This window comes from Pseudomonas fluorescens (assembly GCF_001902145.1).
Lineage (GTDB): Bacteria > Pseudomonadota > Gammaproteobacteria > Pseudomonadales > Pseudomonadaceae > Aquipseudomonas > Aquipseudomonas fluorescens_BV.
Window position 1 is genome coordinate 432,060 of sequence record NZ_MRST01000025.1, and the last position, 25,011, is coordinate 457,070.

Below are 25,011 nucleotides of genomic sequence, written 5' to 3' on the forward strand. Positions count from 1 at the left end.
CTTACCTAAATTCCACCAACATGGCTGCAACTGCGGCCAAAAAGACGGAACCGATCAACATCATCATATTGATGGTCAACAGACGTTTTAGATGAGGGGGGAAATTTTCAAGATCGTCAGGGTCCAGTTCTCCGATGCGGATAGACGCCTTCGGCAACGTCACCATTCCGGCAATTTTTGATATTTCCCAAAGCGACCAGATTACCCCTCTCTTTCCCAGGCTGGTCCCCCAGATATAAATAAAACGACTGTTCTTCAATGCCGACCTTATAGACTCCAGGTGCCGACGACTTAGGTAAAGACTAAAAGTAATACCAGCAACGGCGAGCAAAATTGGGCCCCCTGTAACGATGATTGCGATCCAGGAAGGCCAAGTGTCGATACTGGTCACGGTTGCCTGGCCTCGTAAATTTTTTCACCTATGTACTCACCCGTTTTACCACCGTAAGTCGTACCCACCCAAGCGCCAGTGCCTACAACAGCTGCGACACAGATAACACCACCGATCCCTGTTGTGACGCCTAGTGCTACGCACACTGCAGTACTGACATAGCTGGCTGCCAATCCGCTTGCAACACCTATAGCAGTAGACCCAGCGAATTTCCCTCCTTCAGTAAATTTAACCTTCTCACACGCTGCACCAGATTCCCCGTTACACACCTGCTCAATGGCCAACAACGAAGATACACCGCCAAGACCAATCCCGATGTAACCACCAGCCTTCATATATTTCGTGGCACGGCTGACCGCCTCCACATGAGCCGCATACCCCGGAATCTGCCCCGGCCCACCCGCCTTGTCCCAATGATGCACCAAGCTGCGGCTGGATATACCCAGGGCCGTTTTCAACTTGGGATGGTCGCCCAGGGTGGTTTGGCCGCGCAGGCGGGTGGAGTTGAGCAGATGAGCATCCAACTGATTCATAAGTCGCTGACGATCAGCAAAGAACTGCGGTGACCGAAGGTGCCCATGCTGCCGATAGCTGTCCTGATGCAGGCGCTCCATAGCCTGCAGCGTTTCGCGCAAATTGCTTAGGTGCTTTTCCATCACCACAGCGCTGACGCCGAGCCAGGTAGAGGTATGGCCGATGAAACCGGCGATCTCTGCACCGTGGCGATACAGAAAGTCAGCCTCGTCCGGCGTCAGTTCATCCAGTGATGCGCTGACGTGTTGTGCAGCCTGCATCAACTGAGCTTCTTCATACGTGCAGGAGGTGTTTTTCGGATCGCTGAGCACGATCATCGAACCAGCTTTGACGTGGCCTGTGTTGGGATTCAGCGATTGAAACTTGCGCATCACAGCCGGGTCGAGCGTCGGAAAAAGTGTGGCTTCCAGCGCCTCGCGAGTCATGCTCTGGGGCACGATATGGAAGCCTGGCTCTTGGCCATTCATGCCGTTGTATGCAGTTGGAACTGTACGACCCGACGGGGCGAAACCAGACTGACGCGGCGCTACAGGGCTGCCATTTGCATTTGATGTGCTCGGTTGAGCAATGCGCTGATTAATGGGCGGCTCTGAACTTTCATTTTCATAGGTGGCGGAGTAAACCGAAGGAATAAGCCGAGCTCGACAGGGGCAGCTGCTGAAGCTGTCCAGCGTGCCGGCCACACGTTTTCCATGACTTTCGATATGAGAAATGCCACCCAAAATCTGGTACGTACCTTCATGTTTTCCGCAAGTAACCAAGTCGCCTTCGCGAGCATGGAGTACTCCATATATATTAACCCTAGGATCGCCCTCGATAATTTTTCCGCCACAGGTTGTATTATCACCCAAACCGACAAAATACCCTTCACTCATTCACGCACCCTTTTTTAAAATCTTATCTACTCAAGTACACAGCGCGGAAAAACAACTAAGTCATACACAACGCACTTAGTAATTCCTCATAAAAAATCATCTGCCTTCTGCACGCCTTCACGAGCAATCAACAGTACTGAACCTTGTGGCGTATTGATAATTTCGTCACCGTTGCTGAGCGTGCTTCCTACAAGCGCAATATGGCTATTAGCTTCACCCGCACACGTCACGATCTGCGCCGTCGTGCCGTCGGCGTATACAGCGCAATCCCCTTTGTGCGCAGCACGTACTTGCGAACCATCAGCCAATTTGAACGCCATTTGCGATGTGGTTTTTTTAATCACCCCACCGTTACGCGTCTGGCTGCCTTCGGCCGCCACTCGATAAATGGCAATAGCCGGATGAGCCTTGTTTTGGGCCTCTCGTTCATTAATGAACTTCAGAGCTTGCTCGCTGAAACCCGAAAGTTGTTGCTCGGAAAATGCAGGCATGTCCAGCTCAATTAAAAAATCAGCCGACACTTCATTGGTATATAGCAAGGTTTGTGATGCACTCATCTTTATCTTCCTCATTCTCAGCTTAGTTAGTCGTCTTCGCTTGTTCACATCAAGGCAATGGCTGACAACCCAAACTTTGAAGAGGCATATCCCCACCGTAAAGTCAGACGTTTCCCTAAATCCTGTACTCCCTGCGCCGTTCTGAGCCCTTCACTCAAAATCGCACTCCCCTTTGGTGATTTTCATAATCAGCCACCCAGGTGCCATTGCTAGTATCCAGACACCGCCCAGAACAATAAGGAAAACCCCATGCCGTACTTCCCCGGTGTCGAGAAGGTGCGCTTCGAAGGCCCTGCCAGCACCTCTGCCCTCGCCTTTCGTCACTACGACGCCAACAAACTGATCCTCGGCAAACCCATGCGTGAGCACCTGCGTATGGCGGCCTGTTACTGGCATACCTTTGTGTGGCCAGGGGCGGATATGTTTGGGATGGGTACGTTCAAACGCCCTTGGCAGCGCAGTGGCGATCCGATGGAGGTGGCCATCGGCAAGGCCGAGGCGGCGTTTGAGTTTTTTTCCAAGCTGGGCATCGACTACTACAGCTTTCACGACACCGATGTCGCGCCCGAAGGCAGCTCGCTAAAGGAGTACCGCAACCACTTTGCGCAGATGGTCGACCACCTGGAGCGCCATCAGGAACAGACCGGCATCAAGCTGTTGTGGGGCACCGCAAATTGCTTCAGCAACCCGCGCTTTGCCGCCGGTGCCGCGAGCAACCCCGACCCAGAGGTGTTCGCCTTCGCCGCCGCCCAGGTGTTCAGCGCGATGAATGCCACGCTGCGGCTCAAGGGCGCCAACTATGTGCTGTGGGGTGGCCGTGAAGGGTATGAAACCTTGCTCAACACCGACCTCAAGCGCGAGCGCGAACAGCTGGGGCGCTTTATGCGCATGGTGGTGGAGCACAAGCACAAGATCGGCTTTACGGGTGACCTGTTGATCGAGCCCAAGCCTCAGGAGCCGACCAAGCACCAATACGATTACGACAGCGCCACCGTGTTCGGTTTCCTGCATGAGTACGGCCTGGAACACGAGATCAAAGTGAACATCGAGGCCAACCACGCGACGTTGGCCGGGCACAGTTTTCATCATGAGATCGCCACCGCCGTGTCGTTGGGGATTTTCGGCAGTATCGACGCCAACCGCGGCGACCCGCAGAACGGCTGGGACACCGACCAGTTCCCCAATAGCGTCGAGGAAATGACCCTGGCCACCTATGAAATTCTCAAGGCCGGCGGGTTCAAGAACGGCGGCTATAACTTCGATTCCAAGGTGCGCCGCCAGAGCCTGGACGAGGTGGACCTGTTCCACGGGCATGTCGCGGCCGTGGATGTACTGGCCCTGGCCCTGGAGCGTGCGGCGGCGATGGTGCAGGACGACCGCTTGCAGCAGTTCAAGGACCAACGCTATGCCGGCTGGCAGCAGCCATTGGGCCAGGCGGTGTTGGCCGGTGAGTTCAGCCTGGCGTCATTGGCTGAACATGCCTTTGCCAACGAGCTGGACCCGCAGGCGGTGAGCGGGCGCCAGGAGATGCTTGAAGGCGTGGTCAATCGGTTTATCTATCGGTGACATTTGCACGACAATTCTCTGCACAGAGCGTCGAGTGACGCTCTACAGTTCAACCCGCACCACGCTGTGTCTTTCCAACAACAATAAAAGGACGCACTACCATGAAGTCATTCAAACCTGCCCTGCTCGCCGCAGCCCTGGCACTGCTCGCCCTGCCGGTGATGGCCGATTCTGCGCACCCGAAAATCGGCTTCTCCATCGACGACCTGCGTCTGGAGCGCTGGTCCCGCGACCGTGATTACTTTGTCGCCGCCGCGGAAAAACTCGATGCCAAGGTGTTCGTGCAGTCTGCCGATGCCAACGAACAGAAGCAGATTGCCCAGATCGAAAACCTCATCTCCCGTGGCGTCGATGTGATCGTGATCGTGCCGTTCAACGCCACGGTGCTGACTAACGCGGTGGCCGAAGCCAAGAAGGCCGGGATCAAGGTGGTGTCTTATGACCGCCTGATCCTCAATGCCGACATCGACGCCTATATTTCCTTCGATAACGAAAAAGTCGGCGAGATGCAGGCCAGCGGCGTGTTGCAAGCGGCGCCCAAGGGCAATTACTTCCTGCTGGGCGGCGCGCCGACGGACAACAACGCCAAGGTGCTGCGCGAAGGTCAGATGAAGGTGCTGCAACCGGCCATCGACAAGGGCGATATCAAGATCGTCGGCCAGCAATGGGTCAAGGAGTGGAATCCCACCGAAGCCTTGAGCATTGTCGAAAACGCCCTGACCCGTAACGACAACAAGATCGACGCCATCGTCGCCTCCAACGACGCCACCGCCGGCGGTGCGATCCAGGCCCTGGCCGCGCAGAAGCTGGCGGGCAAGGTGCCGATCTCCGGCCAGGACGCTGACCTGGCGGCGATCAAGCGTGTGATCGATGGCACCCAGACCATGACCGTGTACAAACCGCTCAAGCTGATCGCCACCGAAGCGGCCAAGCTCTCTGTGCAACTGGCGCGCAATGAGAAACCAACGTACAGCTCGCAGTACGACAACGGCAGCAAAAAGGTCGACACCATCCTGCTGACCCCGACGCCGTTGACCAAGGCCAATGTCGACCTGTTGGTGAAGGACGGCTTCTACACCAAAGAGCAGATCGGTCTGTAGGAGCGGGCTTGCCCGCGAAAAACGTTAACGATAACGCAACGCTATCAGCCAACCCGTGTCGCCTATGCTTTTTTCGCGAGCAAGCTCGCTCCTACAGTAATGTCGTCAGCCCTTGTGTGAGCAATAGTAATGCCCGACTACCTGCTGCAAATGAACGGCATCGTCAAAAGCTTTGGCGGTGTCAACGCGCTCAACGGCATCGATATCAAGGTACGTCCGGGAGAATGCGTCGGCCTGTGCGGCGAGAATGGTGCCGGTAAATCCACCCTGATGAAGGTGCTGTCGGCGGTGTACCCGCACGGCACTTGGGAGGGGGAAATCCTCTGGGATGGGCAGCCGCTCAAGGCCCAGTCCATCCGCGAAACCGAGGCGGCCGGCATTGTCATCATTCACCAGGAACTGACCCTGGTGCCCGACCTGTCGGTGGCCGAGAACATTTTCATGGGCCACGAACTGACACTGCCCGGTGGGCGCATGAACTACCCGGCGATGCTGCACCGCGCCGAAGCCTTGATGCGGGAACTCAAGGTGCCGGACATGAATGTGGCGCTGCCGGTGTCGCAGTATGGCGGTGGCTACCAGCAACTGGTGGAGATCGCCAAGGCCTTGAACAAACAGGCGCGCCTGTTGATTCTTGACGAGCCTTCCTCGGCCCTGACCCGTGGCGAAATCGAGGTATTGCTGGACATTATCAAGGGCCTCAAGGCCAAGGGCGTGGCCTGCGTGTACATCTCGCACAAGCTCGATGAAGTGGCGGCGGTGTGCGACACCATTGCGGTGATTCGCGACGGCAAGCACATCGCGACCACCGCCATGGCAGACATGGACATCCCCCGGATCATCACCCAGATGGTCGGCCGCGAAATGAGCAACCTCTACCCCACCGAGCCCCATGAAGTAGGCGAAGTTATCTTCGAAGCGCGTAACGTCACCTGCTACGACGTCGACAACCCCAAGCGCAAGCGCGTCGACGATATCTCCTTCGTACTCAGGCGCGGCGAAATCCTTGGCATCGCCGGCTTGGTGGGCGCCGGGCGCACGGAGTTGGTGTCGGCGCTGTTCGGCGCTTACCCCGGCCGCTACAGCGCCGAGGTGTGGCTGGACGGCCAGGTGATCGACACGCGCACGCCGCTCAAGTCGATTCGCGCCGGGCTGTGCATGGTCCCAGAAGACCGCAAGCGCCAAGGCATCATCCCCGACCTGGGCGTGGGCCAGAACATCACCCTGGCGGTGCTCGACACCTACGCGCACATGACCCGCATCGACGCAGAGGCCGAACTGGGCAGCATCGACCAGCAGATCAGCCGCATGCACCTCAAGACCGCCAGCCCGTCGCTGCCGATCACCAGCCTCTCAGGCGGCAACCAGCAAAAGGCCGTGCTGGCGAAAATGCTGATGACCCAGCCCAAGGTGCTGATCCTCGACGAGCCCACGCGCGGGGTGGACGTGGGGGCCAAGTACGAGATTTACAAACTGATGGGCGCGCTGGCGGCCGAAGGCGTGTCGATCATCATGGTGTCCTCGGAATTGGCCGAAGTGCTCGGCGTGTCCAACCGCGTACTGGTGATTGGCGACGGCCAGTTGCGGGGGGACTTCATCAATGAAGGGCTCACCCAGGAACAGGTGCTCGCCGCTGCGCTCAGCCACAACAATAACAATCGGAAGACCGCGTAGATGAACCAGGTCAAACACCTTTTCACCCGCTACAAAATGCTCGCGCTGGTGATCGCCGTGGCGATCATCTGGTTGTTTTTCAGTTGGCAGACCGAGGGCGGGTTCCTCACCCCGCGCAACCTGTCCAACCTGCTGCGGCAGATGTCGATCACCGGCATATTGGCGTGCGGCATGGTGCTGGTGATCATCAGCGGCGAGATCGACTTGTCGGTGGGCTCGCTACTCGGATTGCTGGGTGGGCTGGCGGCGATCCTGGATGTGATTTATCACGTTCCGCTGCTGGCCAACCTGAGCCTGGTGGCGCTGTGCGGCTTGATGATCGGCCTGGCCAACGGCTACATGACCGCTTACCTGCGCATCCCCTCGTTTATCGTCGGCCTGGGCGGGATGTTGGCGTTTCGCGGGATTCTGCTGGGGATTACCGGCGGCACCACCATTGCGCCGGTATCGCCGTCGCTGGTGTATGTGGGCCAGGGGTATTTGCCCCACGGCGTCGGTATCGGGCTTGGGGTGTTGCTGTTTGCCTTGACGCTATTCCTCACCTGGAAACAACGGCGCAACCGTGCGCTGCATGGGTTAGCTGCGCACTCACTGCTGCGCGATGCACTGCGCGTGCTGCTGATTGGCGCGGTGCTCGCAGGCTTTGTCACCACCCTCAACCGCTACGACGGCATCCCGGTGCCGGTGCTGCTGTTGCTGGCGCTGCTGGGCGTGTTCAGCTATGTCACGCGCCAGACCGTGTTCGGCCGCCGCGTATATGCGGTAGGCAGCAATATGGAAGCCACGCGGCTGTCGGGCATCAATGTGCAAGCGGTGAAATTGTGGATCTTTGGCATCATGGGCGTGATGTGCGCCCTCGCCGGCCTGGTCAACACCGCACGCCTCGCCGCGGGCTCACCCTCGGCGGGCAACATGGGCGAACTCGATGCCATTGCGGCGTGCTTTATTGGCGGTACTTCGATGCGCGGGGGATCGGGCACGGTGTATGGCGCGTTGCTCGGGGCGTTGGTGATTACCAGCCTGGATAACGGCATGTCGATGCTGGATGTGGACAGTTACTGGCAGATGATCGTCAAGGGCAGCATTCTGGTGCTGGCGGTGTGGGTGGATGTGAGTACGCGGGCCGGGCGGCGTGGTTGAATGAAAGTCTCGGCGTTCCGTGCGTAGCCCCATAAAAAGCGTGAAGGTGGAAGCCGCCATCAATCTTTTTGAACTGAGCATTAACCGTGTCTGGATTAACGCCAATTTTCACTCATCGTCGCTGATTTCATTGTCAAATTCAGTGTCCTGTATATTGAATTCTTCTTTCAACCACTCTTCAGTTTCCGCCAGCTCCTGTGGGGTCATATGGGTGCTTTTGCTCCACATTTGTTCTTGTGCGCGCGTCAGTTGATCCTCCTCCACGTACCGGTCATTGGGAAGTAGTTCTTTGACAATTGGCGTTAGATTGGTGTCGCGAAGTTCAGTGGGCGGTTGGTAATGACCACTCCCATTCGTCCAAAACTCGATATTGCCGTTCTTGATATAGACCTCGCCTGCAAACAGCACATCAGTAGTGCCCCCCTTCAGCGATTTCAACCCGCTGGTCAATGCCGAATGCCCACCCACCCAGTCGGGATTGGACTGTCTAACGTAAGGATAGCGCTTACCCTCGGGGGTCAAGCCTTTGTTCATCGAACCAACGTAGACCTTGTCCGGCTCTTGCGCACGTATAACAAAAGCGTAGGAGCCATCAGGCTTAAATGGCCGAGTGTCATTCGGATCCAGCGAGCTGACGGTATAGTCGGAACCGGGTTTTCGATTCAGCTCTAATATTTGTTCGGCGGTAGCGGGCCTTTCCAGCGTGGTACCTGCAATGCGCTCTTTTAGAAAAACTGGTCCGTTGTTACCACCGGCGATCCCTCTTGCTCGCCAAACGCCATTGGCATCCGGCTTCGCAAGCTTGCCGGAACTTACCAGTTTTTCTGGATCATTCAGGTCTCGACTACGCAACAAATAGTGCACACCATCCCCGGCATCTGGCTTGTCAGCGACAATATACTTTCGGCCCCTGAACTCTACTTCCCGCATGCCTGCCAAAGGTCCAGGGGGGCTTTCAACGGTCACTGTCGAAACCGTCGGGGTTCGCACCAATTCAAAGTCATTCTCAAGAGATTTATTACTCCATTTGACGCGATTGGTTATATCCGAACCGAGTTCACTTTCTCCCCCACCCGCAGCAGAGGTCGCAAGTTCGTGCACCAATTGCAGGCTGGATATCACCGCAGCCGCATCACCGCCAACGCGATCATCAGCAGTCATGCCGTAGAGGGCGTCATGCACACCAAAAACAATATTTCCCGCATTGCCGACACCAGGTATGTAGCCGAACGTATGACTCCACAACTCTTTGGCATTCTTCCAATTTTGCTGCGAGGAACCAAACACCTCAGTCTGGTCATCCCACACCGCATTATTGGCGTTCACGGCCTGGTAGTGCTCGGCAATCGAATCCAAGTTGCCGTATTTCAAGCGATAATCTCGGCCTCGCGACTCGCTGTAATTAAAGGTTTCCCACACCGGCACGCGCTTGTCGGAGACTACACTTCGATAGCCCGGATAGGTTCCAACGTTACCCGCGATATAGTTATCCAATAATTCTCCGGCCTTTGGCCAGTGTTCATCTTTACCGCCTTGCCTGTCGCGCGCGTTAAAACTAGACAGCAATTGATCGCGATTACTTCTAGCCCAATTATTAAAATCCTGGTCCCCCCCCAATTCAGAGACCGTGCCGTTCTTCAGATCTATCATTATGCCTTTATTGGGTCGGTTCGCCGGGTTGCCGTCGTAAGGTGGCGTTGGAATAAAGGCATACCCTGCCAGGGGGTAGCCATAGAGATTGGGAATGATGATTTGCCCATTCTGCTGCAGTACGCGCTGGATAGTTGTCTTAGTATCGCTACTCATCAGCGCCCAACTGTCCTTGTCATTGACCAGGCTTTGCAAGGTGCCCCTGATTACATAGGCATCTGCCTTTCCCGAGCGTTGCGCCAAGTCTCCCGATGGGCTCCGCATGGCGCTGGATATTTCACTTTCCCAATGGTCCTGAAGGTTCCGGCCCGCCGACTCCAGATCTGCAACCTTGCTCCGATCTTTTTGCTCGATACGCATCGATTGGAAATTGATCGGGCCACCTCGCTCCACTTTATCGTGCGCAAGCGCTCCGGCGGCAATTTCCCATGCAAAGTAAGTGCGTGTGCTGCTGTCAGTCAACGTATCGGGGCTTCCCCGCCCTACGTATGAATTGAACGTCACCGTGATTTTTTCATGCGGGTCGTACCCGGCAGCCAACAACCCACCACTGAAATAACCCGCTGGCTCCAGAAACTGGCGAGCCTGCTGGAACTTGACATTCCGCTGCCCCTCAATGCCCACCTCTATGTTTTCGATCGCTGCCAGCACACGGTCCGCATAGGCAGTGATTCGCTGCGTGCGCTCATGCTGTGTAGGGGGCGGGCTGGGCGCAGTAACGTTGGCCGAGCCATAAATAACCCTCTTGTTAAAAACATCATGTGACAGAGGCGTGCTTCCGATGGGCGGAGTGTAAACAAATGAAGTGTATAGGCCGCCTACCGAGGAGCTTCTTATGACGAGGGGCGTTGAGGGTGATCGATTAAAATCTGAGCCCAAGAAGGAGTGCCTGGAGGGATTAGGCATTTCAGGGTCACCCACTAACGCCCCACCAGGAGTGACATCAGTCATGGTGTCTACTACACCCTTTATGACCGGAGGCAACGTTACAATCATTATCTTCCCCACTCTTTCACCCCACTAAAATCAAGACCACACCCTGCAATCAAAAATCGCTATCGCACCCCAAGCAGCGAACGCAACTAAAATTATATTGGGTGAAACGTCATACACTGATGTGATGAGCAAAATCCTACCCGGCCCCTCGATCCCGCAAAAGGCGGGCTTGGGTATAGGAGCACAAAAAAATGCTGCCAATGGCCCCACTGAAGAACCGGATGAGCTTAATAAATAAGCTTCCCATCAAATACATTGTAAATGTGCTTCGGCAGTTTGGAAGGTGAGGAGACGTATACAAACAACTTTTCACCCTGCTCTTTGAAAGCCAACACTTTCATAAATTCTCCAGCGCCTATGGCAACATGATCCTTCAAAAAGTCCGTCGACAAATTCTTTTTGGGGATTGACTCATCAAATACATACACCACCTGCTGGGCGGCACTGGTTCGTTGCTTCGCCGCCCCTTTGGCCCACCCTTCCCATTCAGCAGAATTACGCACCGTCGCCGACGCAGATTGTACACCGGAGTCCTGAAACACTTTTCCAACGTTTTCTTTAATTCTTTTCGCTCCTTCTGCCGTCACAAAGGCTGAGCGATAGGCTTTGCCTTCATAAGCGTTTAATTGATTGAACTCGAGCAGAAACGCTTCAAGCTCAGGCGTACTTTTACCCGCTCTTAACGGTCCGTTGACAAAATCTGAATCTGCGTGCGTATAGGTTTCAATCAACCCAAAATCATCCGCATTACTCTCCCCGATGAGTTTAGTCATCGTTTCTGTGAACCGCTCCACTTCCTCCTCCTTGGCGGGGAGCGCCATGTTTGCATGCTGTTCAACAACTGCGTCCAGCTCTTCCCGAGCGTTTCTGAATTTAAGGGAAAAATGTTCTTTTAGCCCACCACCCGAGATTCCCATCTTCTTCCATACACCCGCCTCATCGGGCTTGGCAGCAATGCCGCTATACGCCAATTTTGAGGGGTCTTTCGGATCGAGTACTTGCAGCTTGTAATGCTCACCATCTGCCACATCGGGTTTGTCAGCCGCAAAGTACTTCTTCCCTCTAAACTTCACCTCGCGCATTCCCGGAAAGGATGACGCCGGCGTGGATATCGGGGTGGCCGCAGGATTCGATATTCGCGTCAGTTCAAGTTCGTTGGGCTGCGCTGTAGGGTGCCAGCGGTAACGTTCGTTGGCGCTGGCATTAACCGGTATGAGCGGCTTATCCACCGCAGCCTCCGCCCCAACGTGGAGAAGCTCATGCGCCAGTTGCAAACCTGAAATAACTGCTGCGGCATTGCCCCCCACACGATCGTTCGCCGTCATACCATAGATGCCGTCATGCGCCCCGAAAACGACATTGCCGATATTGCCAAGGACGGGTACATAACCAAAGGTACTGCCCCAAAACTCTTTCGCGGCCTTCCACCGTTGCTGCGAGGAGCCAAACACCTGCGTCTGGTCACTCCATACCGCGTTTTTGGCATTCAACGCTTGGTACTTTGCGGCAAGACCGGAGCGGAGGCTGCCGTATTTCAATACATAATCACTGCCTCGCGACTTCGTATAATTGAATGTTCCCCATACCGGCACGGCTTGGTCTACGAGTAGACTTTTACGCCCCGGATAGCTCGCATGATTGCCCGCAATGTAATTATCAAGTACATCGCCAGCCTTTGGCCAATGCGCATCTTTACCGCCTTGCCTGTCGCGGGCGTTGAAACGACTAACGACGTTATCACGATTATTTTTTGCCCACTCGGAAAACTCCCTATCACCCCGAATCTCACTGAGCGTGCCATTCTTCAAATCAATCATCACTCCCTTATTGGGTCGATGCTCGACATCACCATCAAAGGGTAAGTAAGGGATAAATGCGTAGCCCGCCAATGGATAGCCATAAATGTTTGGAATAATGACTTGGCCGTCCCAATTTAACGTGCGATGAATGGCCTTCCTAGCGTCCAGGCTTAACTTTTCAAAACTGGCTTTGTTGCCTACCAGACTTTGTAAGGTTCCCCGCAACACATAGACGTCTGCGTTCCCCGAGCGCTTCGCCAATGCACCCGACTCATCTCGCATGGGCTTGGCTATCTCATCTTCCCAGTGATCCTGGAGCTTCGCGCCCAACGCTTCCAGATTGTCAATCTTGCTCTGGTCTTGTGGCTCGATTCTGGTTGTTTGGAAGTTGACCAGGCCACCTTCCTGTGCCCTATCGTGCTTGAGGGCTCCGGCTGCAATTTCCCATGCAAAATAGGTGCGTTTGTCGGTGTTGGTCCTTACTTCTGGCTTCCACTTCCCTACGTAAGAGTTGAACGTCACCGTGATTTTTTCTTGTGGGTCGTACCCTGCAGCTAATAACCCAGCGCTAAAGTAACCTGCGGGCTCCAAGAACTGACGAGCCTGCTGGAACCTGATATTACGCTCACCCTCTTTACCACTTTCTATGCTATCGATCAGGTCGAGGACCCGAACAGCATACGCATCGATGCGCTGCTTCTGTCCTTCAAGTGTGCCGCGCGAAAAGTCCTTGGACGGACCAAAAACCACCGTACTGTAAAGCGCTTTTTGAGAAAGAGGTCGGGCTAGAATTCTTGAGGTTTCGCTTAGAATAGGGCTGCCAATGGGAACGAACCCTCCGGCCATCTCTGAATACCCTAGACCTGGGGCCGGTGATATATTCGGCGAAATCAGAGGCATTAAAAATTTACCTTTTTCAAGACTATCGCGATTGCCCCAGCTCACACTTCAGATGCAAACGCGGATTAGCCACTGACTGTCTCCCGTTCACATCGCATCGTATGGGCATCCTGTGTTGGTGGAATGCGCGTACACCGCTCACACCCTCTTGCTTACACCAGCGGTCAAGTGAGTAGCACTTACCAGTCAATAGGTTCCTTCAATAAGCGCGGCACTTGTTACATGCCGTTTTCGCCAATCCTTCCGGATAGCCACTATTTTTCCGCCTCCTCCCCTCACACATTGGCCGCATTTTTTTCTTGGGTTATTGCGAATACAGACTAAACGTCCATAATAGACAAATAAGTTTACCCAGAGGCATCCATGTCCAATACTCCCCTCATCATCAACCAGACCCAGGCGCGTGAACTGCTTGCCCAGGTCGACGTGCCCCTTATCTTGCGCAAACTGTTCCGCGACCTCGCTGCCGGGCATGCCGTGCAGCCCGCTCAACAGTGGGTGGAGTTCCCCCAAGGCGCCGGTGACTTCATCAACTACCTTGGCGTGTTGGCGGAAGATGGGGTGTATGGCGTCAAGACCTCGCCCTATATCGTGCGTGACCAAGGCCCACTGGTGACAGCGTGGACCCTGTTGATGTCGATGCACAGCGGCCAGCCCCTGCTGTTGTGCGATGCCTCTGAACTGACCATCGCACGCACCGCTGCAACCACGGCCGTGGCAGTGGATGCACTGGCGCCGTTGTCGGCACAGCGCCTCGCGATTATTGGTAGTGGCAAGGTTGCTCAGGCCCACCTGCGTTATGTGCAGAATCTGCGGGACTGGCAACACATTCGCCTGTATTCGCCCAGCCTGGGTCAGGCCACGGCCGAAACACGCGCACAACTCAACCTGCTGGACCCGCGCGTGACGCTCGCCGATACCTGTGAAGCGGCCCTGGAAGATGCCGATGTGATCCTGCTGTGCACTTCGTCCGCCGGCCCGGTCATCGACCCATCGCGCTTGAGCAAACCCGCGCTGATCACCTCCATCAGCACCAACGCACCGCGTGCCCATGAAGTACCGCCCCACTGCCTCAACCAGATGCACGTGTTCTGCGACTACCGCCAAACCACCCCGGGCTCGGCCGGCGAGATGTTGATCGCCAGCGAACAGCACGGCTGGGACAAATGCGCGATCATCGGCGACCTGCCCGAGTTGCTCAGCGACATGGCGCAGCGCCCGGACTACGATCGTCATGTATTTTTCCGCTCCATCGGCCTGGGCCTGGAGGACATCGCACTGGCCAATGCCTTGTACCGACTGTAGGAGCGAGCTTGCTCGCGAAGACCTCACAGGCACTGCGGTCACACAGGATGGGCGCGTTATCGTTAACGTTTTTCGCGAGCAAGCTCGCTCCTACAATGCTTATTTCAGGGGATCTTCATGCGCCAGGCAGACTTCATCATCATCGGCGGCGGCATTGCCGGCGCGTCCACCGGGTTCTGGTTGTCGCAGCATGGCAAGGTCCTGGTGCTGGAGCGTGAAAACCACCCGGCCTATCACTCCACCGGGCGTTCGGCGGCGCTCTACACCGCCGCGTACGGCACCCCGCAAGTGCGCGCGCTGACCTTGGCCAGCAGGGCCTTCTTCGATAGCCCACCCGCGGGCTTCTGCGAGCATCCCCTGCTGACGCCCCGGGGCGAGATGACCGTTGATTTCAACGGCGACCCGGCCGAACTCGACAGCCAGTACCTGAGCGCCAAGGCCACCGTGGCGCAGGTGCAGCGTCTGACGGTCGATGAAGCCTGCGCACGCCTACCGATCCTGCGCCGTGAAAAAGTCCACGGGGCTATCTACGACCCCACCGCTTGCGACATCGACACCGACGCCCTGCATCAAGGCTACCTGCGCGGTATCCGCCGCAACCAGGGCGAAGTGCGCACCGACAGCCATGTGCTGGGCTTGAGCCGCGACGCCGACGGCCTGTGGCAGGCGCGCACGCAGGATGCGACTTTCACCGCGCCGGTCATCATCAACGCCGCCGGTGCCTGGGCCGACCATATCGGCGGGCTGGCGGGCGCGGCGTCCATCGGCTTGCAGCCCAAGCGCCGCTCGGCCTTTATCTTCGCTGGCCCCGACGGCGTGGACAGCCACGACTGGCCGATGCTGGTGGCCCTCGACGAAGCGTTCTACATGAAACCGGATGCCGGCATGTTCCTCGGCTCGCCGGCCAACGCCGACCCGGTAGAACCCCAGGACGTGCAGCCCGAAGAACTGGACATCGCCATGGGCATCTACCAGATCGAGGAAGCCACCACCCTGACCATCCGCCGTCCGACACGCACCTGGGCCGGGCTGCGCAGTTTTGTCCAGGACGGTGATTTGCTGTCGGGCTTTGACCCGCAAGTACCGGGGCTGTACTGGGTGGCAGCTCAGGGCGGCTACGGCATCCAGACCTCACCGGCCATGGGCCAGGCAAGCGCGGCCCTGGTGCGCGGCGAACCGCTGCCGGAGGCACTGACCCGGTTCGGCCTGGACGCTGGTATGCTCTCCCCCGTCCGCCTGGAGCCCCATTGATGAACACCGCCGAACACGACAAGGTCATGCAGAACTTCCGCGCGATTGCCGATGCAATCGCCACGCTGTTCTTTCCCCATGCAGAAGTGGTGCTGCATGACCTGCGCACGCAAACCGTGGATTACATCGCCAATAACCTGTCCAAGCGCAGCCTGGGTGACGACTCGTCCCTGGAGGACATGCTCGACGGTGACGTCAGCGAGGTGAATATCGGCCCTTACGAAAAGCTCAACTGGGACGGCCAGAAAATCCGCAGCCTGAGCACCGTGCTGCACGACCACAAAGGGCACAGGCTGGCGGTGTTGTGCATCAACCTGAATATTTCAATGTTCGAAACGGCCAAGGCGGCGCTGGATTTGTTCCTGTCGCCGAGCAAGCTGATCGCACAGCCGGACGCGCTGTTTCGCGATGACTGGCAGGAACGCATCAACACCTTCCTGCATGCCTGGCTGCGCGAGCGTCAGTTGAGCCTGAACCTGTTGACCCGCGACCACAAACGCGAACTGGTGCTGGCGCTGCACGCCGAAGGCGCATTCAAGGGCAAGAGCGCCTCGAACTATGTGGCCAATGTGCTGGGCATGGGGCGGGCGACGGTCTACAAGCATTTGAAAGAATTGAAGGCTTGATCAGTTGTAGGAGCGAGCTTGCTCGCGAAGAACTCTCAGGCACCGCGTTTATCCAGAATGCACGCGTTATCGTTAAAGTTCTTCGCGAGCAAGCTCGCTCCTACACGAGTTAGATCCGATCGGATCAGTCGCCGTAGATATCGGCCTTGAAGTACTGCTGTGAAATCTTCTGGTATTCGCCGCTGGCGCGAATGCCGTCGATGGCCGCGTTCAATTCGCTGACCAACTCGCCGTTGCCCTTGCGTACTGCAATGCCGGCACCCTCACCCACGTATTTCGGGTCCTTGAGCTCCGGGCCGACAAAGGCATAACCCTGCCCGCGCGGCATCGACAGGAAGTCGTTCAGGGGAATGGTGTCGGCAAAGATCGCATCCAGGCGCCCTGCTGCCAGGTCCATGTAGATTTCTTCGTTATTGCTGTAGCGCTTGACGTTGATGCCCTTGGGTTCGAACACCTCGGTGGCATACCGGTCGGTAGTCGTGGCGCGCTGTACACCGACGTTCTTGCCCTTGAGGCTGGCGTACTGGTCATCCACCACGGCGCCGTCCTTCATCACCAGGCGCGACGAGGTGAAGTAGTACTTGTGGGTGAAATCCACCGACTTCTTGCGGTCTTCGTTGATGGTCATGGACGACAACGCCATGTCGATCTTCTTGACCTTGAGGGACGGAATCAGCCCGTCGAACTCCCCTTCGATCCACACGCACTTGACCTTCATTTGCGCACACAGGGCGTTGCCAATGTCGTAGTCGAAACCCACGATCTTGCCGTCGCCGGTCTTGGAGGCGAACGGTGGGTAAGCCGCCTCGATACCGATACGCAGGGTTTTCTCGGCGGCCAGCAGGTGGCTGGAGGCGAACAGGCTCAAGGCCAGGGCGGGAAGGAGGTGGCGTTTCTTCATGAGGGGGTTCTCGCAAGTTGTTGTTGGTTTGGCAAGAGTGAAGAAAAACGTGCAGCGCTGATTTTGTACTTATAATTCCATACTGGACTTTTATGTGTTTATCCGTCAACAGGCAAAAAAATGTGGGAGGGCTTGAGCCCTCCCACATCAGATCCTGCAGCACCGCTTAACCGCTACTTGGACACCGGCATCGCAAACTCCGCGCCCTGCTCGATGCTCTCTGACCAGCGCTGCATGATCGACTTCTGCTTGGTGTAGAAGCGCACCCCCTCGGTGCCGTAGGCATGCATGTCACCGAACAGGCTCTTCTTCCAGCCACCAAACCCGTGCCAAGCCATAGGCACCGGGATCGGCACGTTGATACCGACCATGCCCACTTCGATGCGCCGCGCAAACTCACGAGCAATGTTGCCATCGCGGGTGAAACAGCTCACGCCGTTGCCGAACTCGTGGTCGTTGACCAGCGTTACTGCCTCGGCAAAATCGTTAACCCGCACACAGGCCAGCACCGGGCCGAAGATCTCTTCGCGGTAGATGCTCATGTCCCGGGTCACATGGTCGAACAAGGTCGCGCCCAGCCAGAAGCCATTTTCCAGGCCGGGTTCGGTGGGCACATAGTCACGGCCATCGAGCAACAACTGCGCGCCGGCTTGTACGCCTTGCTCGATATAGCCGCTGATGCGCTCCAGGGCCACCTTCGACACAATCGGCCCCATCTCGGCTTTCAAATCGCGGCCATCGGTGATGCGCAGCGTCTTGGCGCGTTCGGTCAAGGCTGCAATGACTTTGTCACCGACATCACCCACCAGCACCGCCACCGAGATCGCCATGCAACGCTCGCCGGCACTGCCATAGGCGGCGCCCATCAATGCATCGACGGTGCGGTCGATATCGGCGTCGGGCATCACCACCATGTGGTTTTTCGCCCCGCCCAGGCCTTGCACGCGCTTGCCGTTGCGGGCGCCGCTTTCATAGATGTATTGGGCAATCGGCGTGGACCCGACGAAGCTCACGGCCTTGACGTCCGGGTGTTCGATCAGCGCATCCACCGACTCTTTATCACCCTGCACCACGTTGAACACGCCCTTGGGCAGGCCGGCTTCATGCAGCAGCTCGGCCATGAACAGCGAGGCGCTCGGGTCGGTGGGGCTGGGCTTGAGGATGAAGGTGTTACCCGCTGCAATGGCGATGGGGTACATCCACATCGGTACCATCACCGGGAAGTTGAACGGCGTCACGCCGGCGACCACGCCCAGCGGCTGGCGCATCGTCCAGTTGTCCATGCCACGGGAGACCTGGTCGGAATGTTCGCCCTTGAGCAGGTTGGGAATGCCGCAGGCAAATTCTAGAATATCGATGCCACGGTCGACTTCGCCCTGGGCATCGGTGAAGACCTTGCCGTGCTCGGCGACGATGATGCGCGCCAGGTCGTCCTTGCGTTCGCGCAGCAGGTGCAGGTATTGGAACAACACCCGGGCGCGGCGGATCGGCGGGGTGTCGGCCCAGCCGGCAAACGCGGCCTGGGCGGCGGCGACGGCTTCGGCCACCGTCTGGCGGCTGGCCAGGGCCACGCGCGCGGTGACTTCACCGGTGGCCGGGTTGTAGACGTCCTGATAACGGTCATCGCGGCTTACGCGCTGGTCGTTGATGTAGTGCTCGATGGTTGCGGTCATGGCAGGCGATCCAGGTGGGTAGCGTTGGACCACACGATAGGCTTTCACTTTGTTCCTAACCAGAGCAGAATCCAGAACTTATTGTCCTTATATGCGAACAATACAGCCATGGAAAAAACTGAGATCGAAGGGCTGTGGACCCACATCCACTGGCTGTCGGTGCTGGAGGAACAAGGCACCTACACTGCTGCCGCTGCGCGCCTGGGGGTGAGTAAATCGGCGGTGAGCCAGCGCATTTCCGATCTGGAAAAAGCCACCGGCACGCGCCTGGTGACGCGCACCACCCGCAGCGTGCGGCTGACCGACGCGGGGCTGTCATTGACCCGCGAAGTGCGCAGCGCCTACGCGCAGATCGCCCGCGGTTTTTCCTCGGTGCGCGACTCGGTGGGAGAAATCCGTGGACTGGTGCGCCTGACCGCTCCCGTGGCCTTCGCCCGGCAACAACTGGTGCCGCACCTGTCCGGCTTTTTGCAGCAGTACCCCAAGGTGCGTATCCAACTGGACGTCTCCGATGCCTTGAGCTCACTGGCCGCCGAGGGTTACGACCTGGCGGTGCGCCACGGCTTCCAAGTGCCCGAAACCCATGTGGCATGGAAGCTGTGCGACACCACCTCGGTGCTGGTCGCCACCCAAGATTACCTGCAACGCCACGGCGAACCTCGCGAGCCTGGCGACCTGGCGGCGCACAACTGTCTGTTTTATCCGCGGGGCACCGACCAGCCCGCCTGGACTTTCGAACGCGGCAGCCAACCCCTCGAGCGCCTCACCGTGCCCATCGCCGGCAGCTTCGCCACCAATAACAGCGAGGCCTTGCGCGACGCGGCGCTCAACCACCTGGGCATCGCCCTGCTCCCGGACTTCAGCGCCCAGGCGGCGCTGGCCGCTGGTCAGTTGGTGCAGGTGCTCAAGGACTGGACCCTCAAGGGCGCGTTTGCCGATGAAATTTATCTGATTCGGCCTTACTCGCCCCATGTGCCCAAGTCGGTGAGCGCGTTGGTCAACTATCTGAAGGACAAGCTCTCGGGTGGGTTCCGCTAGGCGCCAGGGTTAAAAATCCACCGTCGCCGACACCTGCAAGGTACGCGGATAGCCCGGCGAGAAGGCGCCGTAAGACGCCACACCCGACCAGTACTCGCGGTCAAATACGTTCTGCACGGTGGCGCGCAAGGTGGTGGGCCGCCCTTCTATCTTGGTCGCATAGCGTACGCCGGCATCAATGCGCGTCCAGGCGTCCAGTTCCTGGGTGTTGGCCTGGTTGACGTATTGGCTGTCGGTGTAGATCGCGCCGCCGGTGAGGGTAAAGTCTTCCAGCCACGGGGTGTCGTACTCGGCCCACAGGTTGGCCTGGATGTCGGGCACGCCGACCGGTTTGTTGCCTCGGTTGGCGGCAGTAGCCGACTCGGTCAGCTCGCCGTCGAGGAAGGTCACGCCGCCCATCAAGCGCGTGCCAGGCGCCACTTCACCGTAGACGCTCAACTCGACGCCACGGTTGCGCTGCTCGGCTTGCACCGAGTACACCCCGTTGGCACCCAATTCGCCGCTGGGCTTTTCGATCTGGAACAACGCCAGGGTGGTCATGAAGGTGCCGTGTTCATACTTCACGCCCAGTTCGTGCTGCTTGGACTCATAAGGCGCGAAGGTTTCACCGGCGTTGCTGGCCGTGCCCGGCGCGATATCGCCTTTGCTCAGCCCCTCGACATAGTTGTAGTAGAGCGAGACGTCATCCCAGGGCTTGACCACCACGCCCACCAAGGGTGTGGTCGCAGCGTCCTTGTAGCGCGAACTCACCGAGCCTGCGGCGTTGTAGTTACGCGACTCGATGTCCTGGCGACGCACGCCCAGGGTCAGTTGGATGCGCTCATCGAGAAAGCCCAGGGTGTCGGTGAGCGCCACGCCGGACAGCTCAGATTCGGAGATGCGCAGCACTTTCGGCGCCCGCAGGTTTTGCTTGGGCGTGTCCACCGGGTGGTAGATATTGGAGCGGATTTCGGTGCCGTTGTTGATGCCGCGAGACAGCTCGTCCTGGTAACGGGTCGCCATCAGCGTGGTGGTGTGGGTGACCGGGCCGGTGGCGAACTGCGCACGCAGGCCCACATCGGCGGTGGAACGGTCGACGTTGAATTTGTAGTAGCCCGGAATATTACTGGTGTCGCCAGCATCATTGAGGATGCGCGGCACCTGGTCCGACAGGCGCTTGACATCCGACCGGCCGCCCCCGGCATGGGCGAACACGGTGAGCGAATCACTCAGATCATATTCACCACCGAGCAAGGCCGACTGCTCCTTGGTGTCCGACCAGCCCCACTTCTGCGGCAGGCTGGTGCGGCCATTGGGGGCCGAAGGCACCTGTACGTTCGGCGCGATGGTGAACGGCCGCGAGGCGCCTTCAAAACTTTCTTTCTGGCTGATGTAGTCAAGGTTCAGACGCAGCCGCTCACCGCGATAATCCAGGGCAATGGCGCCCACCCCCACGTCGCGATGCTGATCGTCCACGGCCGTGTCGCCCCCTTGCAGGCTGCCGTTGAAGCGCACGCCAAACTGGTTTTCTTCACCGAAGCGTCGGCTGATATCCAGGTGGCCGCCGACTTGGGTATCGGACGCGTAACTGCCGGTAAAGCGGGTCAGGTCCTGGTCCAGCGGGCGCTTGGGCACGATGTTGATCACCCCGCCCACGCCGCTGTTGGGCGAGATGCCGTACATCAGCGCCCCCGGCCCCTTGAGCACTTCAACGCGTTCGGCGTACTCGGTGAAGGCGCGGTAGTTGGGCGCCACCCCATACACGCCGTCATAGGCCAACTCGCCCAGGTTGCCCTCGCCAATCGCAAAGCCGCGCACGAAAAACGAGTCGACAATACCGCCGGTCTGCCCGGTAGAACGCACCGACGGGTCGCGCTCCAAGGCATCGGCCACGGTCACTGTCTGCAGGTCGGCGAGGGTCTTGGCGGTGTAGCTGGTCACGCTGAACGGCGTGTCCATCACGTCCTTGTTACCCAGCATGCCCAGGCGCGCGCCACGGGCCACCTGACCACCGGCGAGCACCTCGGGCAGGTCGGTGGGGCCCAGATAGCGGGCGTTGACGTTCGTCGCGTCAAGGGTCAGGCTCTGCGCGCTGTCGCCGCTTGACTCGGCGGTGGCGGCCCAGGCGTTGCCACTGGCAGCAGCCAGCAACAGGGCGGTACGAATAGCGAGGGTTAACCGGCTGGCAACAGGCATGACGTCAGGGCCCTTTGATCAAGTGAAGTGAGAATTACGCTTGATGCCAGTCGACGCGTGAAAAAGTATCACCCCTGCCGCGACTTTTTTTACCTAGCGAGACAGCTCCATGCCACCCACCCGTGTCCTGATTGCCCTGCTGTTCACGATCCAGCTTGTGTCCATGGGCGCCATGGAAATGAGCGGGCCGTTCTGGCCGGTGCATTTACGCCAACTGACTGACTCCGACACGCTGTTCAGCTTCGCCAGCATCACCGTGTACGTGGGGCCGATGCTCGGCATCCTGTTGACCAGCGCATTCTGGGGCCGCATCGGCGATCGCTACGGCCACAAGCTGATGATGATTCGCGCACTGGCGGGCCTGACCCTGACGCAACTGGGGCTGGCACTGTTCAGCGACCTCTGGGCGATCCTCGCCCTGCGTTTTCTGCAAGGCGCCTGTGCCGGCTACATCGCCCCGGCCCAGGCGTATGGCGTGAGTATCGAGGTGCCGTCACGGCGCGCGCGGCTGTTCGCACTGCTGCAGATTTCCACCAACGTCGGCTCGCTGCTCGGCGCCGTGCTCGGCGGTTTGATTCTCGATCATGCGACGTTCTTCTGGATCAACCTCAGCGCCGCCGCGCTCTGCGCGGTGTGCACGGTGATTGCAGCGCTGACCTTGCCGAACGTGCCACCGGTTAAGAAAACCACGGCTGCGTCAACGGGCGGCACCTGGCAGGCCTCGGCCTTGCTGCCGCTGCTGACGGTGATGGGCATTCTGCTGCTGGCGCGGATGCTGCCGCAGACCTCGTTCGCGCTGTATGTGAGTACGACGTTCACCGTCAGCAACGCCCTGGTCGGCCTGTGCTATGGCTTGCTGGCCCTGGGTTTTATCCTGTCGGCGACCGCCTGGGCGCGCCACTTCGAAGGTCGCAGCCAGGCAGACAGCTTGCGCCGCCTTTCCTGGGTGGTGGCCGGCTGCATCGCGCTGACCGCCCTCGCCGGCCTCACCCGCAACCCACTGGTGTTTGTGATCGCCTACTTTGTCTGGGGCGTGTTGCTGGGTGCGACCACGCCGGTACTCATGGCGCTGGTTTCAAAGACTGCCGACAGCGCGCAGCAGGGCCATGTGCTGGGGATCGCCCAAGGCACCGCGCAATTTGCCTCCATTGTGGGTATCTGCGCCGGCGGCCTGCTCAGCCAGGTCTATGGCTTGGCGTACACCTACCTGTTTGTGTGTATGGCGTATGCCATGGCGCTGATTGCGATTCTCGCGTTGCGCAACCGACGGGTTTGCACTTAGCATTGGGAATACTTCTCAATTGCACGGTTGCGCGCCATGAGCGAAAGCCTTCCCGCCGATAACACCCCTCACCTGCGCGCAATCGAGGCGCTGTACAGCGGCCATCACGGCTGGCTCTACGCCACGCTCAAACGCAAACTCGGCAATGCCATGGATGCGGCGGACCTGGCCCAGGACACCTTCACCCGCATCCTGGCCTCACAGGTTACGGTGATCGACCAGCCACGCGCCTACCTGAGCTGCGTGGCCAAGGGCATCCTGGTCAACTGGTACCAGCGCAAGGCCCTGGAACGCGCTTACCTGGAAGCGCTCGCCAGCGTGCCGGCCCACGAGGTGCCGTCGCCGGAAGCGCACTTTCTGGTGCTGGAGACCCTGCACGAAATCGACGCGATGCTCGACGCGCTACCGCCGCTGGTCAAGCGTGCGTTCCTGCTCTCGCAGCTCAACGGCCTCAAATACCAGGACATCGCCGAGCAATTGGACGTGTCGCTGATCACCATCAAGCGCTACATGAAACAGGCACTCGTCCAGTGCCTGATGCGGGTGGAATAAGTGCTCAACCTGGGCAAGGAGCCGCCGCTGCCCACCGACGCCCTGGAAGAAGCCGCCGAGTGGCTGATGCGCCTGAGCGAGAACGAGCTGAGCGCCAGCGAACGCGCCGAGTGGGAGCGCTGGAAAGTCAGCAGCCCCGAGCGCAGCCGTGCCTGGGCGCGCGCGCAATTGCTGCAAAGCAAGCTTGGTGGCCTGCCGCCGTCCCTGGCGATGTCGGCGCTGGACCGCCCGAGCAGCCCACAACGCCGCGCAGCCTTGGGCAAACTGGCGCTGTTGCTGGCGGTGATGCCGGCGGGCTGGGGCAGTTGGAAGCTGGTGCAGTCCCAGCAATGGACCGCCGATTACAGCACCCGCGTCGGCGAGCGCCGCGAACTGACCCTGGCCGACGGCTCGCGCCTGACCCTCAACACCGAGACCGCCATCGACGTACGGTTCGACAGCCAGCAGCGGCTGGTGAGCCTGCGTGAAGGCGAAATACTGGTGCAGACCGCACAGGATCCATCCCGCCCGTTTCGGGTGAACACCCGCCAGGGCCATATGCAGGCCCTGGGCACACGCTTTACTGTGCGCGAACTAGGCGCACGCACGCATCTGGCGGTGCTTGAGGGCGCGGTCAACGTGATGCTGGCCGACAATAGCCAGAGCGCGCCATTGATCGTCAACGCCGGGCAACGCACGGATTTTTCCGCACAACAGTTCGGCGCGCTCAGCCCCGCCGACCGCAATGTGAGTGCCTGGGCCCAAGGCATGCTGATGGCCGACAACATGCGCCTGGCAGACTTCGTCGCTGAGCTGACCCGTTATCGGCGCGGCTTCGTGCGCTACGACCCGGCCATTGCCAACCTGCGGATTTCCGGGGCCTTCCCCATTGCCGATACCCAGCGCACCTTGAACATGCTGGTGCAGACCTACCCGGTGCGCGCCAGCGGCCATTTGAATGGCTATTGGGTCAGCCTGTCGCCGGCTTGAGGCGGCGCAAAAATAAATGTCGGCACGGGTGATACTTTTTTCGCGCTCGGCTGGCAA

At 58.7% G+C, this 25,011-nt stretch carries 19 protein-coding genes; 11 read left to right on the forward strand and 8 right to left on the reverse strand.

Features of this window, described 5'->3' with window-relative positions; all coding sequences use genetic code 11:
• Position 1: 1 nt before the first annotated feature.
• From BUE92_RS18340 to BUE92_RS18350, 3 genes are all read right to left on the reverse strand, one after another.
• Positions 2 to 391, reverse strand: coding sequence for a hypothetical protein (locus BUE92_RS18340; protein ID WP_073525517.1), 390 nt, complete (start codon positions 389 to 391; stop codon positions 2 to 4).
• Positions 388 to 1,800, reverse strand: coding sequence for a PAAR domain-containing protein (locus BUE92_RS18345; protein ID WP_073525518.1), 1,413 nt, complete (start codon positions 1,798 to 1,800; stop codon positions 388 to 390). The genes BUE92_RS18340 and BUE92_RS18345 overlap by 4 nt, the downstream gene beginning before the upstream one ends.
• A gap of 86 nt (positions 1,801 to 1,886) precedes the next feature.
• Positions 1,887 to 2,357 carry a hypothetical protein gene (locus tag BUE92_RS18350; protein ID WP_073525519.1) on the reverse strand — a complete coding sequence of 157 codons (471 nt, stop codon included), beginning with the start codon at positions 2,355 to 2,357 and terminating at the stop codon, positions 1,887 to 1,889.
• 249 nt (positions 2,358 to 2,606) lie between these two features.
• Here BUE92_RS18350 and xylA point away from each other — a divergent pair, with 249 nt between their 5' ends.
• The 4 genes from xylA (at position 2,607) to BUE92_RS18370 (ending at position 7,837) form a co-directional block, all read left to right on the forward strand.
• Positions 2,607 to 3,923, forward strand: a complete 1,317-nt coding sequence (gene xylA / locus BUE92_RS18355) for a xylose isomerase (RefSeq protein WP_073525520.1) — start codon at positions 2,607 to 2,609, stop codon at positions 3,921 to 3,923.
• Between the two features lie 101 nt (positions 3,924 to 4,024).
• A complete protein-coding gene (xylF, locus tag BUE92_RS18360) occupies positions 4,025 to 5,023 on the forward strand; it encodes a D-xylose ABC transporter substrate-binding protein (protein WP_073525521.1) in 999 nt (332 codons plus the stop codon).
• Positions 5,024 to 5,152: 129 nt separating this feature from the next.
• Positions 5,153 to 6,697, forward strand: coding sequence for a D-xylose ABC transporter ATP-binding protein (gene xylG, locus BUE92_RS18365; protein ID WP_073525523.1), 1,545 nt, complete (start codon positions 5,153 to 5,155; stop codon positions 6,695 to 6,697).
• Positions 6,698 to 7,837: a sugar ABC transporter permease gene (locus BUE92_RS18370; protein WP_073525525.1), complete on the forward strand. Its 1,140-nt coding sequence runs from the start codon at positions 6,698 to 6,700 to the stop codon at positions 7,835 to 7,837.
• Positions 7,838 to 7,945: 108 nt separating this feature from the next.
• Here the strand turns inward: BUE92_RS18370 and BUE92_RS18375 are convergent, their stop codons facing one another.
• Positions 7,946 to 10,138 carry a hypothetical protein gene (locus tag BUE92_RS18375; protein WP_073525527.1) on the reverse strand — a complete coding sequence of 731 codons (2,193 nt, stop codon included), beginning with the start codon at positions 10,136 to 10,138 and terminating at the stop codon, positions 7,946 to 7,948.
• A 572-nt stretch (positions 10,139 to 10,710) separates the two neighbouring features.
• A complete protein-coding gene (locus BUE92_RS18380) occupies positions 10,711 to 13,128 on the reverse strand; it encodes a hypothetical protein (protein ID WP_073525529.1) in 2,418 nt (805 codons plus the stop codon).
• Positions 13,129 to 13,545: 417 nt separating this feature from the next.
• Here BUE92_RS18380 and BUE92_RS18385 point away from each other — a divergent pair, with 417 nt between their 5' ends.
• The 3 genes from BUE92_RS18385 to BUE92_RS18395 all read left to right on the forward strand — a co-directional run bounded on the left by BUE92_RS18385 (position 13,546) and on the right by BUE92_RS18395 (position 16,364).
• On the forward strand, positions 13,546 to 14,487 hold the full coding sequence (locus tag BUE92_RS18385) for an ornithine cyclodeaminase family protein (protein ID WP_073525531.1): 942 nt from the start codon (positions 13,546 to 13,548) through the stop codon (positions 14,485 to 14,487).
• 117 nt (positions 14,488 to 14,604) lie between these two features.
• Entirely contained in the window at positions 14,605 to 15,738 is a 1,134-nt protein-coding gene (locus BUE92_RS18390) for an NAD(P)/FAD-dependent oxidoreductase (protein WP_073525533.1), read from the forward strand.
• Complete coding sequence (locus tag BUE92_RS18395) at positions 15,738 to 16,364, forward strand: helix-turn-helix transcriptional regulator (protein ID WP_073525535.1); 627 nt, start codon at positions 15,738 to 15,740, stop codon at positions 16,362 to 16,364. Before BUE92_RS18390 ends, BUE92_RS18395 begins: the two co-directional genes overlap by 1 nt.
• A gap of 124 nt (positions 16,365 to 16,488) precedes the next feature.
• Here the strand turns inward: BUE92_RS18395 and BUE92_RS18400 are convergent, their stop codons facing one another.
• Positions 16,489 to 17,265: an ABC transporter substrate-binding protein gene (locus tag BUE92_RS18400; protein WP_073525538.1), complete on the reverse strand. Its 777-nt coding sequence runs from the start codon at positions 17,263 to 17,265 to the stop codon at positions 16,489 to 16,491.
• A gap of 173 nt (positions 17,266 to 17,438) precedes the next feature.
• Entirely contained in the window at positions 17,439 to 18,938 is a 1,500-nt protein-coding gene (locus BUE92_RS18405; protein ID WP_073525540.1) for a CoA-acylating methylmalonate-semialdehyde dehydrogenase, read from the reverse strand.
• 108 nt (positions 18,939 to 19,046) lie between these two features.
• On the opposite strand from BUE92_RS18405, the gene BUE92_RS18410 reads away from it, so the two are divergent.
• Positions 19,047 to 19,976: a LysR family transcriptional regulator gene (locus BUE92_RS18410; RefSeq protein ID WP_073525541.1), complete on the forward strand. Its 930-nt coding sequence runs from the start codon at positions 19,047 to 19,049 to the stop codon at positions 19,974 to 19,976.
• A gap of 9 nt (positions 19,977 to 19,985) precedes the next feature.
• Here BUE92_RS18410 and BUE92_RS18415 read toward each other — a convergent pair whose 3' ends face one another.
• Complete coding sequence (locus BUE92_RS18415) at positions 19,986 to 22,151, reverse strand: TonB-dependent receptor (protein WP_073525542.1); 2,166 nt, start codon at positions 22,149 to 22,151, stop codon at positions 19,986 to 19,988.
• A gap of 109 nt (positions 22,152 to 22,260) precedes the next feature.
• On the opposite strand from BUE92_RS18415, the gene BUE92_RS18420 reads away from it, so the two are divergent.
• The 3 genes from BUE92_RS18420 to BUE92_RS18430 are packed head-to-tail and all read left to right on the forward strand — an operon-like array spanning position 22,261 to position 24,954.
• Positions 22,261 to 23,433 carry an MFS transporter gene (locus BUE92_RS18420; protein WP_073525543.1) on the forward strand — a complete coding sequence of 391 codons (1,173 nt, stop codon included), beginning with the start codon at positions 22,261 to 22,263 and terminating at the stop codon, positions 23,431 to 23,433.
• 36 nt (positions 23,434 to 23,469) lie between these two features.
• Complete coding sequence (locus tag BUE92_RS18425) at positions 23,470 to 23,985, forward strand: sigma-70 family RNA polymerase sigma factor (RefSeq protein ID WP_073525544.1); 516 nt, start codon at positions 23,470 to 23,472, stop codon at positions 23,983 to 23,985.
• Positions 23,986 to 24,954, forward strand: coding sequence for a FecR domain-containing protein (locus BUE92_RS18430; protein WP_073525545.1), 969 nt, complete (start codon positions 23,986 to 23,988; stop codon positions 24,952 to 24,954).
• Positions 24,955 to 25,011 lie beyond the last annotated feature (57 nt).

Bases quoted from the DNA above. Each gene is read 5' to 3' on its own strand.
- BUE92_RS18380 (WP_073525529.1), bottom strand. From the start codon at position 13,128: ATGGCCGGAGGGTTCGTTCCCATTGGCAGCCCTATTCTAAGCGAAACC.
- BUE92_RS18405 (WP_073525540.1), bottom strand. From the start codon at position 18,938: ATGACCGCAACCATCGAGCACTACATCAACGACCAGCGCGTAAGCCGC.
- BUE92_RS18345 (WP_073525518.1), bottom strand. From the start codon at position 1,800: ATGAGTGAAGGGTATTTTGTCGGTTTGGGTGATAATACAACCTGTGGC.
- BUE92_RS18350 (WP_073525519.1), bottom strand. From the start codon at position 2,357: ATGAGTGCATCACAAACCTTGCTATATACCAATGAAGTGTCGGCTGAT.
- BUE92_RS18400 (WP_073525538.1), bottom strand. From the start codon at position 17,265: ATGAAGAAACGCCACCTCCTTCCCGCCCTGGCCTTGAGCCTGTTCGCC.
- BUE92_RS18385 (WP_073525531.1), top strand. From the start codon at position 13,546: ATGTCCAATACTCCCCTCATCATCAACCAGACCCAGGCGCGTGAACTG.
- xylG (WP_073525523.1), top strand. From the start codon at position 5,153: ATGCCCGACTACCTGCTGCAAATGAACGGCATCGTCAAAAGCTTTGGC.
- BUE92_RS18370 (WP_073525525.1), top strand. From the start codon at position 6,698: ATGAACCAGGTCAAACACCTTTTCACCCGCTACAAAATGCTCGCGCTG.
- BUE92_RS18390 (WP_073525533.1), top strand. From the start codon at position 14,605: ATGCGCCAGGCAGACTTCATCATCATCGGCGGCGGCATTGCCGGCGCG.
- BUE92_RS18425 (WP_073525544.1), top strand. From the start codon at position 23,470: ATGAGCGAAAGCCTTCCCGCCGATAACACCCCTCACCTGCGCGCAATC.
- BUE92_RS18410 (WP_073525541.1), top strand. From the start codon at position 19,047: ATGGAAAAAACTGAGATCGAAGGGCTGTGGACCCACATCCACTGGCTG.
- BUE92_RS18420 (WP_073525543.1), top strand. From the start codon at position 22,261: ATGCCACCCACCCGTGTCCTGATTGCCCTGCTGTTCACGATCCAGCTT.
- BUE92_RS18415 (WP_073525542.1), bottom strand. From the start codon at position 22,151: ATGCCTGTTGCCAGCCGGTTAACCCTCGCTATTCGTACCGCCCTGTTG.
- xylA (WP_073525520.1), top strand. From the start codon at position 2,607: ATGCCGTACTTCCCCGGTGTCGAGAAGGTGCGCTTCGAAGGCCCTGCC.
- xylF (WP_073525521.1), top strand. From the start codon at position 4,025: ATGAAGTCATTCAAACCTGCCCTGCTCGCCGCAGCCCTGGCACTGCTC.
- BUE92_RS18395 (WP_073525535.1), top strand. From the start codon at position 15,738: ATGAACACCGCCGAACACGACAAGGTCATGCAGAACTTCCGCGCGATT.